Origin of the sequence: Flavobacterium eburneipallidum (assembly GCF_027111355.2) — a bacterium.
GTDB classification, from domain to species: domain Bacteria; phylum Bacteroidota; class Bacteroidia; order Flavobacteriales; family Flavobacteriaceae; genus Flavobacterium; species Flavobacterium eburneipallidum.
Genome location: NZ_CP114291.2, coordinates 1,971,040 through 1,987,749, shown reverse-complemented (window position 1 = coordinate 1,987,749; position 16,710 = coordinate 1,971,040). Strand labels below are relative to the sequence as shown.

General features: G+C 33.5%; 12 protein-coding genes. 7 read left to right on the top strand and 5 right to left on the bottom strand.

Features of this window, described 5'->3' with window-relative positions:
* Positions 1–503 precede the first annotated feature (503 nt).
* Both OZP15_RS08175 and OZP15_RS08170 read left to right on the top strand, forming a co-directional pair.
* Positions 504–1,088, top strand: coding sequence for an RNA polymerase sigma factor (locus OZP15_RS08175; protein ID WP_269225011.1), 585 nt, complete (start codon positions 504–506; stop codon positions 1,086–1,088).
* 53 nt (positions 1,089–1,141) lie between these two features.
* The gene (locus OZP15_RS08170) at positions 1,142–1,285 is read left to right on the top strand and encodes a hypothetical protein (protein ID WP_281335834.1); all 144 of its coding nucleotides are present in this window, start codon (positions 1,142–1,144) and stop codon (positions 1,283–1,285) included.
* A 15-nt stretch (positions 1,286–1,300) separates the two neighbouring features.
* Here OZP15_RS08170 and OZP15_RS08165 read toward each other — a convergent pair whose 3' ends face one another.
* Entirely contained in the window at positions 1,301–1,960 is a 660-nt protein-coding gene (locus OZP15_RS08165; RefSeq protein WP_281335833.1) for an endonuclease III domain-containing protein, read from the bottom strand.
* A 334-nt stretch (positions 1,961–2,294) separates the two neighbouring features.
* Here OZP15_RS08165 and bcp point away from each other — a divergent pair, with 334 nt between their 5' ends.
* A complete protein-coding gene (gene bcp, locus OZP15_RS08160; protein WP_281335832.1) occupies positions 2,295–2,747 on the top strand; it encodes a thioredoxin-dependent thiol peroxidase in 453 nt (150 codons plus the stop codon).
* 241 nt (positions 2,748–2,988) lie between these two features.
* Positions 2,989–3,456 (top strand): OsmC family protein, encoded by a 468-nt coding sequence (locus OZP15_RS08155; protein ID WP_269225009.1) that lies wholly within the window; start codon positions 2,989–2,991, stop codon positions 3,454–3,456.
* Between the two features lie 208 nt (positions 3,457–3,664).
* Here the strand turns inward: OZP15_RS08155 and lpdA are convergent, their stop codons facing one another.
* From lpdA to gyrA, 3 genes are all read right to left on the bottom strand, one after another.
* On the bottom strand, positions 3,665–5,068 hold the full coding sequence (gene lpdA / locus OZP15_RS08150; protein ID WP_281335831.1) for a dihydrolipoyl dehydrogenase: 1,404 nt from the start codon (positions 5,066–5,068) through the stop codon (positions 3,665–3,667).
* A gap of 643 nt (positions 5,069–5,711) precedes the next feature.
* Positions 5,712–7,010 (bottom strand): tetratricopeptide repeat protein, encoded by a 1,299-nt coding sequence (locus OZP15_RS08145; RefSeq protein WP_269225008.1) that lies wholly within the window; start codon positions 7,008–7,010, stop codon positions 5,712–5,714.
* Positions 7,011–7,050: 40 nt separating this feature from the next.
* Positions 7,051–9,702 carry a DNA gyrase subunit A gene (gyrA, locus tag OZP15_RS08140; RefSeq protein ID WP_281335830.1) on the bottom strand — a complete coding sequence of 884 codons (2,652 nt, stop codon included), beginning with the start codon at positions 9,700–9,702 and terminating at the stop codon, positions 7,051–7,053.
* A gap of 263 nt (positions 9,703–9,965) precedes the next feature.
* Between gyrA and OZP15_RS08135 the strand changes: the two genes are divergently transcribed.
* The 3 genes from OZP15_RS08135 to OZP15_RS08125 all read left to right on the top strand — a co-directional run bounded on the left by OZP15_RS08135 (position 9,966) and on the right by OZP15_RS08125 (position 15,438).
* The gene (locus OZP15_RS08135) at positions 9,966–12,509 is read left to right on the top strand and encodes an ATP-dependent Clp protease ATP-binding subunit (RefSeq protein WP_281335829.1); all 2,544 of its coding nucleotides are present in this window, start codon (positions 9,966–9,968) and stop codon (positions 12,507–12,509) included.
* 231 nt (positions 12,510–12,740) lie between these two features.
* Positions 12,741–14,423 carry a glycoside hydrolase family 28 protein gene (locus tag OZP15_RS08130; protein ID WP_281335828.1) on the top strand — a complete coding sequence of 561 codons (1,683 nt, stop codon included), beginning with the start codon at positions 12,741–12,743 and terminating at the stop codon, positions 14,421–14,423.
* 154 nt (positions 14,424–14,577) lie between these two features.
* Positions 14,578–15,438 carry a L,D-transpeptidase gene (locus OZP15_RS08125; RefSeq protein ID WP_269225006.1) on the top strand — a complete coding sequence of 287 codons (861 nt, stop codon included), beginning with the start codon at positions 14,578–14,580 and terminating at the stop codon, positions 15,436–15,438.
* 170 nt (positions 15,439–15,608) lie between these two features.
* On the opposite strand, the gene OZP15_RS08120 is transcribed toward OZP15_RS08125, so the two are convergent.
* A complete protein-coding gene (locus tag OZP15_RS08120; protein ID WP_269225005.1) occupies positions 15,609–16,613 on the bottom strand; it encodes an LLM class flavin-dependent oxidoreductase in 1,005 nt (334 codons plus the stop codon).
* Positions 16,614–16,710 lie beyond the last annotated feature (97 nt).

Sequence of the window (16,710 nt, the reverse complement as noted above, 5' to 3'; positions counted from 1 at the left end):
TCAATTTTAAAATGAGAATTGGTATCGAATCAAGGCATTCGTTTCTAAAAAAATTACCGCAGTTTCGCTGATTTTAAAATAAATCAGAACTAGTTTCATTGCACTAATTCAAAAATTAGCGTTAATTTTCTCTAATTTATGTTGGGAAAATCAGCGAAACTGCAGTGTTTTTTTATTTAGAATTTCTTCGTTTTTAAAAGTGAATGCCCTAGGTATCGAATGAAGTTCAAATTTTGAATTCGGAACTTGATTTTTTAACTTTTTAAATCCATTTAAAATCCACCATTTCGAACCAATTATAACGGCTGAATTGGCTCGAAAGTATCGGTCGTTTCTATTTATTTGACTGCAAGATGTTAATTTTTCTGGTTTCGTTTGTTATTTAAGATAATTATTAGTTAAATTTGACATATAATTAACTACAAAAAAAACAGCGTATAGTATAAAACTACTTTTTAGAGACAATTGTTCCAATTTCATTAAGAAAACTAAAAAGTATAACTATGGCTAGTATTCAACTTCCAGACGCTTTATTGGTAAAGAAATATATTGATGGCGATGAAAACGCTTTAACAATATTAATCAATAGACATCAATCGAAAATTTTTGGATTCATTTATTCAAAGATTGCTGATAGAGATATTTCGGATGATATATTTCAAGACACATTTATTAAAGTTATACGAACTTTAAAATCCAATTCCTATAACGAAGAAGGTAAATTTTTACCTTGGGTGATGCGAATTGCTCATAACTTGATTATCGATCATTTCCGAAGAAACAAAAAAATGCCAATGTTCAGAGAAACAGAAGAGTTTTCTATTTTCTCGATTATGTCTGATGATTCTTTGACAGTCGAAAACAAAATCATTCAAGATCAAGTGGAAGTAGATTTGAAAAAATTAATTGAAGAACTTCCTGCCGACCAAAAAGAAGTATTGGTCATGCGAATGTATCAAGATATGAGTTTCAAAGAAATATCAGAAATAACAGGGGTTAGCATCAACACCGCTTTGGGAAGAATGCGATATGCTTTGATGAATATGAGAAAAGTGATTGATAAACATCAAATTATTTTAACGAATTGATACTAAATTGTAAACTCTTGCGTTGTAATAAAAAACAAAAATTTTATTACTGTATGGCAAAAATTTACTCTAAAAAAACTGTAGCTATCAATTCAATGAAACCCAAAAAAGAAACTATTTCTTTTTTATTGAATTACTCCAAAGCGTTGAACGTGATTAAAGTAAACAATGAAAGTTTCGAAATTATAGCTAATTGAGGAAACGTCCCGAAATTATCGGGACGTTTTTTTATGGTATTCGTCCAAAACTGATTTTTTTCCAACCGTTCGGGTGATGATGTCTTTCTCTAAATCCCAACCTCTAGCTGGCGAATATTCTCTTCCGTACCAAATCATTTGCAGGTGCAAATCGTTCCAGGTTTCTTCAGGAAAAATGCGTTTGGCATCTTTTTCGGTTTGCACAACATTTTTTCCATTGGATAAATTCCATCGGTACATCAATCGGTGAATGTGTGTATCAACAGGAAAAGCAGGAACTCCAAAGGCTTGCGACATCACAACACTTGCTGTTTTATGCCCAACGGCTGGCAATTCTTCTAAATATTCAAAACTTTGAGGCACTTTCCCACCGTGTTTGTCAATCAAAATTTGTGATAAACCATGAATTCCTTTTGATTTCATTGGCGATAAACCACAAGGGCGAATGATTTCCTTAATTTCTTCGATAGACATTTTGACCATATCATACGGATTATCGGCTTTGGCAAAAAGCAAAGGCGTAATCTGATTGACCCGAACATCTGTGCATTGAGCCGAAAGCAAAACCGCTATCAACAAAGTATAAGGATCTTTGTGATCCAAAGGAATTGGAATCTCGGGATACAATTCTTTTAACGTATTTATAACAAATGTTACCCGTTCTTGTTTGGTCATTTTAGTTTATTTTTGAATGGTAAAGAAAAGGAATTTCAATAGCAATGGCAATATCAAAAATCAATTGCAATAAAAATAATAAATTGATTTTGATTACTAATTTTTAACCACATAGATTATTGAATGATATAATTTTAAGGATTCCCATAGATATTTTATTTACACATAGCTATAAAATCTAGGATAAACAAAGTGTCTTTATATTTAAAAAAATTTATGTGGTTTAAATTTTAATAATTAATTATATTCAAGTAATACAAGGATGTAAACTAGTATAATCTTTCTTCTTTGCTCTTTATTCTAAAATCTGTAATCTAAATTCTAAAATAAAAATATGACAACATTACAAAAAGGCGACAAAGCTCCAGATTTTTTTGGGGTAGATCAAGACGGAAAACCACATCAATTAGAAGATTATAAAGGCAAAAAATTAGTCGTTTTCTTTTATCCAAAAGCAAGTACGCCAGGTTGTACAGCCGAAGCGTGTGATTTAAGAGATAATTTTGAACGTTTTCAAGCCAATAATTATGCCTTGTTAGGCGTTAGTGCTGATCCTGCAAAAGCACAAGCCAAGTTCAAAGAAAAATATAACTTTCCGTTTCCATTATTGGCAGACGAAGAAAAATCGGTTATTGAAGCCTTTGAAGTTTGGGGTCCTAAAAAGTTTATGGGAAGAGAATATGATGGAATTAACAGAATTACTTTTGTCATTGATGAAAACGGCATCATCGACGAAGTAATTTCCGATGTAAAAACCAAAGCCCATGCTGCCCAGATTTTAAAATAACATCCTTTTTATTTTGATTTTACTGCGCTAAAAAACGTCTCTTCGAGTGATTTTTAATAGTATTGCGACAGCTTTACTATTAAAAATTGTATCGAGAAGCCTTTTCAAATAACTGTTATCGATACATTTTTTTTTAAAAGCTATTGCATTTTTAAATAAAACGAACTGACGCAAAAAACAAATTAGTAAATCATAGTAAGTTTAAAGCCTAAAAGGAATACTTATTAAAAATCGACCGCAAATGCTCCCCAATCACAACTACAAACTGACTTTAAAATGGACTGGAAATAAAGGAACTGGAACTTCTGGTTACCGAGCCTATGACCGAAACCATGAAATTATAATTGAAGGAAAAACGACTTTGTTAGGCTCTGCCGATCCAACGTTTCATGGAGACAAAACGGTGCATAATCCCGAAGATTTACTATTAGCTTCGCTATCTTCTTGTCACATGATGTCGTATTTGCACGTTTGTGTCAAAGCTGGAATTGTAGTGACCGATTATGTTGATAATGCCACAGGAATTATGGTAGTAAATGCTGATGGTTCAGGACGTTTTATTGAAGTAAACTTAAATCCTATTGTAACCATTACCGACGAATCACAATTAACCAAAGCCAATGAACTACATACTGAAGCGAATCAATTGTGTTTTATTGCCAATTCTGTGAATTTTACGGTCAGGCATCATCCAAAAACTCGGATTTGATTACTATTCAAGAAATTGGAAATACTGCCTATACTTCTAATATAAATGACTATATATCAAAGTTTTGCTATTTCTAACAACTGAATTATTTTCCAGAGTTATAGTTATACTTTCATTAGCAGAATTCATATAAAGCGTTTTGCAACATTGCCAAAAAAATAAAACCCGCTCTAGCGAACGGGTTTTTTGAAATAATTTTTCTACAATACTAAACGTGTAATGCTCTATTATCTGTAGCTGCTAAAGCTGCTTCTTTTATAGCTTCTGCAAATGTTGGATGAGCGTGAGACATTCTTGAAATATCTTCGGCAGATGCTTTATATTCCATTGCCGTTACTGCTTCAGCAATTAAATCCGCAGTTCTGGCACCAATCATGTGAACTCCTAAAACTTCGTCAGTTTTTTCGTCAGCAAGAATTTTTACAAATCCGTCTAAATCTCCACTCGCACGAGCTCTTCCTAATGCTTTGAAAGGAAAACTACCTACTTTGTATTTTGTTCCAGCTGTTTTTAGTTGTTCTTCTGTTTGACCCACAGCTGCCACTTCTGGCCATGTGTAAACAACACCAGGAATTAAATTATAATCAATATGCGGTTTTTGACCCGCTAAAATTTCAGCAACCATAGTTCCTTCTTCTTCGGCTTTGTGCGCTAACATTGCGCCACGAACTACATCACCAATAGCGTAGATATTTGGAGTTGAAGTTTGCAAATGGTCGTTTACTTCTACTTGTCCTCTATCCGAAATTTTAACACCAGCTTTATCGGCATTTAATCCATCAGTATAAGGACGACGACCTACAGAAACTAATGAATAATCTCCCTCTAAAGTAATTACTTCACCTTTTGCATTTTCAGCTTGAACAATTACAGCATCACCTTTACGCTCTACTGATTGTACTTTGTGAGAAGTATAGAATTTCATTCCTTGTTTTTTCAACACTTTAGTCAATTCTTTAGACAAAGCTCCATCCATTCCTGGAATGATTCTGTCCATAAATTCTACTACAGATACTTGAGCTCCCAAACGTAAATACACTTGCCCTAATTCGATTCCGATAACACCACCACCAATGATTACAAGATGTTTTGGCACTTCTTTTAAAGCCAAAGCCTCTGTTGAAGTAATGATTCTCTCTTTATCTATTTTGATAAATGGCAACGAAGATGGTTTTGAACCTGTTGCTATAATTATATTTTTAGCTTCGATAGTTTCAGATGTTCCATCTGCTTTTGCAATGGCAACATGAGTAGCATCTACAAATGATCCTAAACCATTAAAAACAGTTACTTTATTTTTATCCATCAAGTAGTTGATTCCTCCTGAAGTTTGATCTACAACTGCTTGTTTGCGAGCAATCATTTTCTCTAAATTCACTTTTACTTCTCCAGAAAGCTCAATTCCGTGATCTGCAAAATGAGCAATTTCACTATAATGATGTGAAGAAGACAACAATGCTTTGGACGGAATACAACCTACATTAAGACAGGTTCCTCCAAGAGTGGAATATTTTTCTATAATAGCAGTTTTGAAACCTAACTGTGCGCAACGAATAGCCGAAACATATCCGCCCGGACCAGAACCTATAATGACTACGTCAAATGAACTCATAGTATGTGTTTTTAAATTTTAGTGGTACAAAAATAAGAAATAAAATCGCAATGACAATTTGATTATCAATGCCAATTTTATTCAAATTATGGCTTATTTGTTGGATTTCTTGAATATTTACAAAGAAAATTTTATTTTGTAAATAAAAAAGGAAAATATTCCATTTTGAACATATATCATAGATTCTTTTCCAGTTGCTGTATGTAATAATATGAGAGTCGCAAATTGTAAAACACTAAAGCAAAACCAGTTGGGTGTATTTCCATTTAGTTTTTTTTAGTTTCTCCAAGACACTTCGCTTGATTTTAGCAAATCTATAGCTATGTGACACGAGACCGAAGGTCTAGAAAGAAATTCAGATATTATTTGAAAAGAATCTTTTTGAACTAATGAGTTAATAAAAAAAAACACATTTATAAGTTTGAAGACTTTTGCAGCTTGTACAACGCTTTTTTTTTGAGTTTTTCATAAATAAAAAAAGTTTATTGAAACGAATTTCAATAAACTTTTAGAAACATCATATTTTATAATGCCTTACAGCGTTTTTACCAACTATTTTTGGCTATTAAACCTAAAAAATTAATAAAATAAATGCCTAAATTACTTCATAGTTTTAATATACTCTTTCTGTAATTTATAAGAATTATTTTTTTGCTGCGGCTGCCGCATCTAATTCTTTTACTTTTATTTTCATAGCTTTGTATTCTGGCATTTCTAGAGCGCTATATACGTTTAAAAGTGTTTTTGCTACATCTCGATTTGTTGGTTCAAGTTCATGAGCTTTTTGAAGATAAGGAATGGTACTTTTAAATAAATTCTCTCTCTTTACTTTTAACACATCATAGCGTTTTATATCTTTAGCAGAAGTAGTTCCTAGTTTGTTCATTTCTTCAATAATAACTTTTTCATCTTCTAATTTTAAAGCAGCCATATTGATGTAAGCATTAATGTAATCAGGTTTTATTTCTATTGCTTTTTTGTAATACTTTTCAGCATCAACTGCATTTTTAGCATTAGCACTAATGACTCCTAGGTTAAAAATTAAATCCGCATCGTTTGGATTTTTTTCTAATACTTCTGCAATTAATTTTTTGTATGTTTCAAAATCTTTAGTTTGCAAATACAAATTTGCTTCTGACAACGTTAAAGAAGTGTCTTCAGGATTTGCTTTTCTAGCATCTGATAGTGCTTTTTTAGCCTCATCAACTTTTCCTTGATCTTGTAAGATCAAAGCAATGTTTTTATAAATCTCGCCTCTTTTTGATGGAATTACCTCATCTTTTGGTTTTTCGTGAGTTAATTTTAAAGCAGCATCTCTTTCTTTGGCGGTATTGAATAAATCTTCTTGACCTGATACTTTATTCATTGCTAAATAGTTCATTCCTTTTCCTGAATAGTTTAATGTTTTTAACTCTTCATACATTTTTAGAGCCGTTACATATTCTTTAGCACTTACATAAGTAGAAGCAGCATAATACAAATTGATAGTATCTTTCTTGTCTAACAAATAAGCATCATATAGTTTATTGGCACCATCCAAATCTTTATTGGTTTTAGTATCAACAATAGCACTATTTACTAACATTCCTTTAATTTGAGTGATTGAAGTTGATGCTAATGAAGAAAATTTCAATTTCCCTGAAGTTTTTTCTGCAGCAATCAAATCTTGATAAGATTTAGCTGCTAAAGAAAGATTTTTTGCTTCATCTACTTTTTTATTTGCTAAATCTAAATAAGCATTTCCTTTTGCATACAAAAACTGTGCTTTTTCAGCATCGCTGGCATTTGCCATAACTGATTCTGCTCCTTCTAAAATAGTTATTGCGGTTTTTGCATCGCCTGCTTTCATCGCTTTTTCAGCAGCTTTTAATTGATCTTTTTGAGCAAAAGTAGCTACTGATATCAATAATGCTGATGCTAGTATTACATATTTACTTTTCATAACATTTTGTTTTTTTATTTTTAATAATTATTTTTTGTTTTTAAGCTTCATCATCAGAGTCGTCTTCGTCTTCGGAATCGTCATCTTCTAATTCTTCGTCTGTATCATCCTCCTCTTCGTCATCAACAATAGTATCATCTTCTAGTACTTCAAGTACTGGCTTGACTCTTTCGATTGTAGCTGCTTCTATTACATTTCCGTCTTCGTCAACTATTACTTCTTCGACATCATCTTTCATAACCTTGGCAACAGCAGCAATAGAATCATTTCCTTTCAAGTTAATTAACTTAACTCCTTGTGTAGCACGTCCCATTACTCGTAAATCTTCGATAGCCATTCTGATAGTCAATCCAGATTTGTTGATAATCATCAAATCATCGGCATCTGTAACGGCGCTTATCGAAATTAAGTTTCCTGTTTTCTCGGTAATATTCAAGGTTTTTACTCCTTTTCCACCACGATTGGTAATTCTGTAAACGTCTTCACCATCATCGTCAACTAATTTAGTACGTTTTCCATACCCTTTTTCAGTTACTACAAGAATTTGAGTATCGTTAATATTATCTTTATCAACTGTAACCATGCTTATCACTTCATCGGTAGCATCTTTTAAAGTAATTCCACGAACTCCAGAAGCAGTTCTTCCCATTGGACGAGTCTTTGTTTCTTCAAAACGAACTAATTTACCAGACTTAACTGCTAAAATAATTTGGCTCTCCCCATTGGTTAATTCAGCTCCTAATAACTCATCTCCTTCTTTAATGGTAATAGCAGCCACACCGTTTACACGAGGTTTTGAATACTTCTCTAAAGAGGTTTTCTTAACTTGTCCTTGCTTGGTTACCATAACTAAATTATGGGTTTTTATATAGTTTTGATCTTTTAAATCTTGTGTACAGATAAATGCTTTTACCTTGTCATCACTTTCAATGTTAATCAAATTCTGAATAGCCCTACCTTTGGCAGTTTTACTTCCTTCTGGGATTTCATATACACGCATCCAGAAACATTTTCCTTTTTGGGTAAAGAACATCATGTATTGATGATTTGTTGCCACAAACATGTGTTCCAAGAAATCTTGATCTCTTGTTCCTGCACTTTTTTGTCCTACTCCTCCTCTATTCTGGGTTTTGTATTCTGTCAAATTAGTACGTTTAATATACCCTGCATGCGAAATGGTAATAACCACATTCTCATCAGCAATTAAATCTTCGATACTTACATCTCCACCTGAATATTCTATTTGAGAACGACGCTCATCTCCGTATTTATCGCGGATTTCAACGAGCTCTTCTTTGATCAAAGCCGTTCTTAAATCTACATCAGCTAATAAGGCTTTCAAATGCTCAATCAATTTCATTAATTCTTCATACTCTGCTCTTAACTTGTCTTGTTCCAGACCTGTCAATTGACGCAAACGCATTTCAACAATAGCACGAGCTTGAATATCTGATAATTGGAACCTTTCAATTAATTTATCACGAGCTTCTTCTGTATTTTTAGAACCTCTAATTAACGCAATTACTTCATCAATATTATCCGAAGCAATAATCAAACCTTCTAAAATATGTGCTCTTTCTTCGGCTTTACGTAATTCGAATTGTGTTCTACGAACTACAACATCATGGCGGTGCTCAATAAAATAATGAATCATATCTTTTAGATTCAACATTTGTGGACGACCGTTAACCAATGCGATATTGTTTACACTAAAAGAAGATTGTAATTGTGTAAATTTATATAAGGTATTCAAAACCACATTTGGCGTTGCATCACGTTTCAGTATATAAACGATACGCATACCATTTCTATCCGATTCGTCACGGATATTAGCAATCCCTTCTATTTTTTTATCGTTTACCAAATCAGCAGTACGTTTAATCATATCCGCTTTATTGACTTGGTATGGAATTTCAGTAACGATGATAGATTCTCTTCCGTCCACTTCTTCAAAACCAACTTTAGCACGCATCACAATACGTCCTCTACCCGTTTTGAAAGCTTCACGAACACCTTCATAACCATATATTACACCTCCAGTTGGAAAATCTGGAGCTTTGATATGGTTCATTAATTCATCTATCTCTATATCATTATTATCAAGATACGCTAAAGTACCATTGATAACTTCAGTTAAATTGTGAGGAGGCATATTGGTAGCCATACCTACTGCAATTCCTGTTGCTCCATTAATTAATAAAGTAGGAACTCTGGTTGGCATTACTTTTGGCTCGTATAAAGTGTCGTCAAAGTTCAATTGAAAGTCAACAGTTTCTTTTTCGATATCCGCCATGATTTCTTCCGAAATCTTTTTCATTCTAGCCTCGGTATAACGCATGGCTGCTGGACTATCTCCATCGACAGAACCAAAGTTACCTTGTCCGTCAACCAAAAGATAACGCATGCTCCACTCTTGAGCCATACGAACCATGGCATCATAAACCGAGGTATCTCCGTGTGGGTGATACTTTCCTAAAACTTCTCCGACTATTCTCGCCGATTTTTTGTGGGCAGATCTGGAGTTAACTCCCAAATCATACATCCCGTAAAGTACTCTTCGGTGTACTGGTTTCAAGCCATCTCTAACATCAGGAAGTGCTCTTGATACAATTACTGACATCGAATAATCGATGTAAGCTGATTTCATTTCATCTTCAATGTTAATAGGAATTAACTTTTCTCCTTCAGACATAAGTTGTTATATTTAATAAATTTATTTAATTTCAAAACGTGCTAATATACATCTTTTTGATTTTCTCAAAGCCTTTTTACCATTCTTATTTCAATGATTTATTAACAAATTTCGGTTATTTTTTAGTTAATAAATTAAGTGAATTTTAACGTTTTTTACATTCTTTTTTTGTCAATTAGCTGACAGAAGTTCTTAAAAGGAATGTTTTTTGTTTTTAAGACACTAATTCACTAAATTTACGCATACAATTACAACACTACATTATGGATGATAATTTTTCACCAAGAGTAAAAGACGTTATTACGTATAGCAAAGAAGAAGCTTTGCGACTAGGACACGATTTTATTGGCACCGAGCATTTGATACTTGGCATTTTAAGGGATGGTAATGGAAAAGCGATTAACATATTAAACACTTTGTCTATTGATTTAGACCACCTGCGCAGAAAAGTAGAAATCTTGAGTCCTGCAAGTCCTAATCTTGAAATCAATAACGAGAAGAAGAATCTTCATCTGACGCGTCAAGCAGAACGCGCTTTGAAAACAACTTTTCTAGAGGCAAAAGTGTTTCATAGCACCTCAATTAGTACTGCACATTTATTATTGTGCATTTTAAGAAACGAAAACGATCCTACAACCAAGCTATTGAATAAAATGAAAATCGATTATGATATAGCCAAAGAACAATATCTAAATATGACACCAAACGAAGACGATTTTATCGATAACTTGCCAAAAAACGAATCCTATAACGATGATTCAGGACAAGATGACAGCCTAAAAGAAGGGAATTTTAATAATCCCGCTAACAAATCGAACAAGAAATCCAAGACTCCAGTTTTGGATAATTTTGGGAGAGATTTAACAGAAATGGCGGAAGAAGGAAAATTAGACCCTGTCGTAGGACGCGAAAAAGAAATTGAACGTGTTTCTCAAATTTTAAGCCGTCGTAAAAAGAATAACCCATTACTAATTGGAGAACCTGGAGTGGGAAAATCAGCAATTGCCGAAGGATTGGCTTTGCGTATTATTCAAAAGAAAGTATCTCGTATTTTATTCAACAAACGTGTAGTAACACTGGATTTGGCTAGCCTTGTTGCTGGAACAAAATACCGTGGACAGTTTGAAGAACGTATGAAAGCCGTGATGAACGAATTGGAAAAAAATGACGACATCATTCTTTTTATTGACGAAATTCATACTATTGTTGGTGCTGGTGGAGCAACAGGTTCATTGGACGCTTCAAATATGTTCAAACCAGCTTTAGCAAGAGGAGAAATTCAATGTATTGGAGCAACGACTCTTGATGAGTACAGACAATATATCGAGAAAGACGGTGCTCTTGAAAGACGTTTTCAAAAAGTAATTGTAGAACCAACTTCTGTTGAAGAAACCGTTACTATTTTGAATAATATCAAAGACAAATACGAAGATCACCATAACGTAACTTATACACCAGAAGCTATTGAAGCCTGTGTGAAATTAACTGACCGATATATGTCAGAGCGTTTCTTGCCAGACAAAGCTATTGATGCTTTGGACGAAGCAGGTTCTCGTGTTCACATTGTAAATATTGATGTTCCGAAACAAATTTTGGAACTGGAAAAACAATTAGAAGACGTACGTGAACTGAAAAATTCTGTTGTCAAAAAACAGAAATATGAAGAAGCAGCCAAACTTCGTGATGACGAAAAACGAATCGAAAAAGATTTAGCTATTGCACAAGAACAATGGGACGAAGATTCTAAAAACAATAGGATCCAAGTAACCGAAGATAATGTTGCGGATGTTGTTTCTATGATGACTGGTATTCCAGTAAATCGTATCGCACAAACGGAAAGCAATAAATTAGCTCAATTGCCAGAACTGATTGAAAATAAAGTTATTGGTCAAAAAGAAGCCGTACTTAAAATTGCTCGCTCCATTCAAAGAAATCGTGCGGGATTGAAAGATCCAAATAGACCAATCGGTTCGTTTATTTTCTTGGGACAAACTGGTGTTGGTAAAACTCAATTAGCCAAAGTTTTGGCTAAAGAATTATTCGATTCTGAAGAGGCGCTAATCCGAATTGACATGAGCGAGTATATGGAAAAATTTGCCATTTCAAGATTAGTAGGTGCACCTCCAGGATACGTTGGTTACGAAGAAGGCGGACAATTAACCGAGAAAGTGCGTCGCAAACCGTATTGTGTGGTGCTGTTAGATGAGATTGAGAAAGCACATCCAGACGTATTCAATATGATGCTTCAAGTATTAGATGACGGTTTCTTGACAGATAGTTTGGGTCGTAAAATCGATTTCAAGAATACGATTATTATTATGACTTCTAATATTGGTGCACGCCAGTTGAAGGATTTTGGTCAAGGTGTTGGTTTTGGTACAGCTGCCAAAGTAGCTCAAGCAGATGATAATTCGAAAAGTATTATCGAAAATGCTTTGAAAAAAACTTTTGCTCCAGAATTCTTGAATAGAATTGACGATGTTATTGTGTTTAACGCATTAGAAAAACATGATATTGATTTGATTATCGAAATCGAATTGAAAAAATTATACGCTCGTATAAAAGATTTAGGTTATAACTTAAACCTTTCGGATAAAGCGAAAGCCTTTATTGCCGACAAAGGTTTTGACAAACAATTTGGTGCTAGACCATTAAAAAGAGCGATTCAAAAATATGTAGAAGACGCATTGGCAGAAGAAATCATCACTTCGAAAGTAGCTGCTGGAGACGAAATTTTCATGGACTTGAACGAAGAAACTCAAGAATTGATAGTTAATGTTCACAAAGAAGAAAATCCTACGAATTAGATTTTTTTCCTTCTTAAATTTTAAAAAGCGATTGTTGAATGAAATATTCTCAATCGCTTTTTTTTGACCGTAATAAGTTAATATCTCAAATCATAATCGGTATAGTATTTGATTAATTATTTTTTCGAAAATAAAATCAAGATTTTAACTATGGTATCAAAATACTTATTGATTACTTTTGTCTGTTAAAATGTTACTCATTCAACAAACCAAAAAAATTAAAACCAAGTAATGAAAAAACCAATTCACGCATTATGTATCGCTTTGACAGTTTTAATAATGAGCTGTCCGAACCCAATTATGGCACAAAATTCAGCCGAAGAAGCCTATCCAGGTCTTGAATTCAAAATGGCAAAAGTCAAAGAACCTATAATTCCAAACAATAGCGTAAACATTAAAGATTTTGGTGCGGTAAATGGTGGTTATGTTTTAAACACCAAAGCTTTTGCCGATGCCATTGAAGCGGTTTCTAAAAAAGGCGGTGGAAAAGTAATTATTCCTCCTGGAATTTGGTTAACTGGACCAATTATTTTAAAAAGTAACCTTGAATTACATGCTCAATCAGGTGCTTTAATCAAATTCTCAACTGACAAAAGTTTGTATCCAATTATCGAAACCAGTTTTGAAGGATTAAACACCTGGCGTTGTATCTCTCCTATTTACGGAAAAAATTTAGAAAACATTGCTTTCACTGGAAAAGGGGTTTGGGACGGTTCAGGTGAAGTTTGGAGACAAGTGAAAAAAGCAAAAGTAACCGAAGGACAATGGAAAAAATTTGTTACTTCAGGTGGTGTCGTTAATGCTGCAAAAACCAGTTGGTATCCATCGGAAGTTTTTATGAAAGCATCGGAAGGTGCTGACCAAAATGTGCGTTTGGATTTAAAAACCAAAGAAGATTTTGAACCCATTCACGATTTTCTTCGTCCAGTATTGGTAAGTATCCAAAACAGTAAAAGAGTCATGTTTGACGGACCAGTTTTCCAAAATTCTCCAGCTTGGAACGTTCACCCTTTGATGATTGAAGATTTAATTATCAGAAATGTATCCATTCGTAATCCTTGGTTTTCTCAAAATGGTGACGGACTTGATGTAGAATCATGCAAAAATGTATTGGTTGAAAATTCTACTTTTGATGTGGGTGACGATGCGATTTGTATCAAATCTGGAAAAGACAAAGATGGTCGTGATCGTGGCGTTCCATGCGAAAATATCATCGTAAGAAATAATATTGTGTATCACGGACATGGCGGAGTTACCGTAGGTAGCGAAATGTCGAGTGGTGTGAAAAATATGCACGTATCCAATTGTTCTTTTATGGGAACAGACGTTGGATTGCGTTTCAAAAGTAACCGTGGACGTGGCGGTGTGGTAGAAAATATCTTTATTTCGGATATTTTCATGACTGATATTCCATCACAAGCGATTTCTTTTGACTTGTATTATGGCGGAAAATCTATTGCAGAAACTTTAGCCGATGGCGGAAATAAAATAAGTACAAAAATAGTTCCTGTGGATGAAAAAACACCACAGTTCAAAAATATTACCATCAAAAACATCACTATTGCAGGTGCTTATCAAGCGGTATTTTTGCAAGGTTTACCAGAAATGAATTTAGAGAACATTGAAATCTCTAATTTGATTGCCAAAGCGGATAAAGGTTTTTCTATTATTGATGCCAAAGGAATTAAAATTAGCAACGTAAAATTAGATATTAAAGAAGAGAACAACTTTGACATTTACAATGGTAAAAATGTTACATTCAAAAATATTGAATTCAATTCGACTTCTCCAAAAGCCATTACTATTAATGGAGCTGCTTCTGAAAACATCGATTTAACTATTTCAAAAACTTCTAGTTTTTCTAAAAAAACTACCATTGGTGAAACTGTTCCTAAAAAAGCAGTAAAATTATAAACCAAATAAAATTTTGTAATCACAGCATCAAAAAGCCAACTTCATTGTTGGCTTTTTTTGTATTCAAAAGTGAATAATATAATAACAATTTACCTAAATTATGTAACAAGAATCATAGCTGAAATGTTCAATTTTACATCAAAGAAATTCAGTTATGAAAAAGTACCTTTTTATTGTAAGCCTTATTTTTGTTTTTCAATCTTGTAAAAAAGAAGAAAACAATACCACAGAAACAATTGTTGTTGCCAAAAAAACAATTGTTAGACAAAAACCAAAAAATATTTCGTACCAATTGGAAAGTTCTAAACAATGGCTTTCAACTCATTCGGACAGTACACAAATTGAAATTGTTCTCGCAGTAAATAGAACCGATAAAGCCAATATTTCTAAAATGGATTCTATCCTTGTTCCTACAGACTTGGCAGGTGATAGAGAATTTTATTTGCCTTTTCCGTTGGAAGTTCCTTATTTGAAAGACATTTCGAAAATCATCTTTTTCTCCTATCCAACACAAACTTTCGCTGCTTATGAAAATGGTGAATTGATTTACACTGGACCAACGAATATGGGACGAAAAAAAGACCCTACTCCTACTGGACTTTTCTTTACCAACTGGAAAGCCGAGCAAACCACCAGCACTTTCAATGACGAATGGGATTTGCGTTGGAATTTTAATATTGCCAATAAACTAGGTGTGGGTTGGCATCAATACGAATTACCGGGTTATCCAGCCTCGCATTCTTGTTTGCGTCTTCAAGAGAAAGATGCTAAATATCTTTATAATTGGGCAGATCAATGGGTTTTGCAAGATGATGAAACAGTACTTTTGAAAGGAACTCCTGTAATCGTTTTTGGAAGCTATCCTTTTGGTTCGCCAAAACCGTGGTTGGCATTAGTTAAAAATACTAAAGCACTTGATATTTCGATTGCAGAAATAAAAAATATTACAAAACCACATCTCAATAGCATTTTGTCTGAACAGAAAAAGAGAGTTGAAACGTCAAAAAATGAATAATTTAAAATTGATATTCATTGTTATTAAATTAAGGAATTTTGTCAATGATTTTGTCATTCTGACGAAGGAAGAATCCCAACAAACGTGAGCAACTAAAACGAGATTCCTCCTTCTTCAGAATGACAAATAAATATTAATATTGAATTGATATTATTAATCAAATCGATATATTATTCATTAATAGCATCAACAACCGCTTTGGTAATCTTTAAACTTTTCAATTTATCTTGATGATTAAAAATCGGACTAGTAATCATAAGCTCATTTATACGAGTGTAATTGATGAATTCTTTTAGACTTTTGACTAAACTTTCTTTGTTTCCTGCAAAAGTACAAGCCGTCATTTGATTCACATGAAAGCGTTCTTCTTCATTCATAATTTCTTCTAAAGAGTCAACAGGTGGTTGCAATCCTTTGCGATCATTCCGAATTAAATTCAAAAACATTTGATACAAACTAGTCGATAAAAATTGAGCTTCTTCATCAGAATCGGCAGCAATTACGTTGACACAAGCCATCGTTTTGGGTTCAATTAAAAAAGCCGATGGTTGAAAATTTTCTCTGTAAAATTCGAATGCTTGAATCATTTGTTTGGGTGCAAAATGTCCTGCAAAAGCATACGGCAAACCATATTCAGCTGCCAGTTTTGCGCTATCCATACTAGAGCCTAAAATCCAAATGGGAACATCCATTCCTTCTGCAGGAAAGGCTCGTACTTTTGCAATAGCATTTTCTTCAGAAAAATATCTTTGTAGTTTAGCTACATTTCTTGGAAACTGTTGTGCTTCTTCAAAAAAATCTTTTCGTATGGCTTGTGCAGTAAAAGTATCCGTTCCTGGCGCTCTTCCTAAACCTAAATCAATTCGATTGGGATATAAAGTAGCCAAGGTTCCAAATTGTTCGGCAATAATCAATGGCGAATGATTGGGCAACATAATCCCTCCAGAACCTACTCGAATATTTTGAGTTTGACTCGCAATAAAACCAATCAAAACCACTGTAGCTGTACTAGCCACATGCGCCATATTATGATGCTCTGCCAACCAAAACCGACTGTAACCCAAGTTATCAACCAATTGAGCCAATTCTTTGGTTTTATCCATAGTTTCACTGGCATTACTATCTTGATTAATTATTGCTAACTCTAATAAAGATAAAGGAATAGAATTTTTCATAACTATTTTATTTTTTGCAAAATTAGGCATTAAGATTGCTACACTTTATTTTGAGATGTTAATTGAATTATAATGTTTGTGTGAAACTCTAAACAGA

Coding starts and splice junctions, on each gene's coding strand:
- gyrA (WP_281335830.1), bottom strand. CDS start 9,702: ATGTCTGAAGGAGAAAAGTTAATTCCTATTAACATTGAAGATGAAATG.
- OZP15_RS08175 (WP_269225011.1), top strand. CDS start 504: ATGGCTAGTATTCAACTTCCAGACGCTTTATTGGTAAAGAAATATATT.
- OZP15_RS08135 (WP_281335829.1), top strand. CDS start 9,966: ATGGATGATAATTTTTCACCAAGAGTAAAAGACGTTATTACGTATAGC.
- OZP15_RS08170 (WP_281335834.1), top strand. CDS start 1,142: ATGGCAAAAATTTACTCTAAAAAAACTGTAGCTATCAATTCAATGAAA.
- OZP15_RS08130 (WP_281335828.1), top strand. CDS start 12,741: ATGAAAAAACCAATTCACGCATTATGTATCGCTTTGACAGTTTTAATA.
- OZP15_RS08165 (WP_281335833.1), bottom strand. CDS start 1,960: ATGACCAAACAAGAACGGGTAACATTTGTTATAAATACGTTAAAAGAA.
- OZP15_RS08120 (WP_269225005.1), bottom strand. CDS start 16,613: ATGAAAAATTCTATTCCTTTATCTTTATTAGAGTTAGCAATAATTAAT.
- OZP15_RS08145 (WP_269225008.1), bottom strand. CDS start 7,010: ATGAAAAGTAAATATGTAATACTAGCATCAGCATTATTGATATCAGTA.
- lpdA (WP_281335831.1), bottom strand. CDS start 5,068: ATGAGTTCATTTGACGTAGTCATTATAGGTTCTGGTCCGGGCGGATAT.
- OZP15_RS08125 (WP_269225006.1), top strand. CDS start 14,578: ATGAAAAAGTACCTTTTTATTGTAAGCCTTATTTTTGTTTTTCAATCT.
- OZP15_RS08155 (WP_269225009.1), top strand. CDS start 2,989: ATGCTCCCCAATCACAACTACAAACTGACTTTAAAATGGACTGGAAAT.
- bcp (WP_281335832.1), top strand. CDS start 2,295: ATGACAACATTACAAAAAGGCGACAAAGCTCCAGATTTTTTTGGGGTA.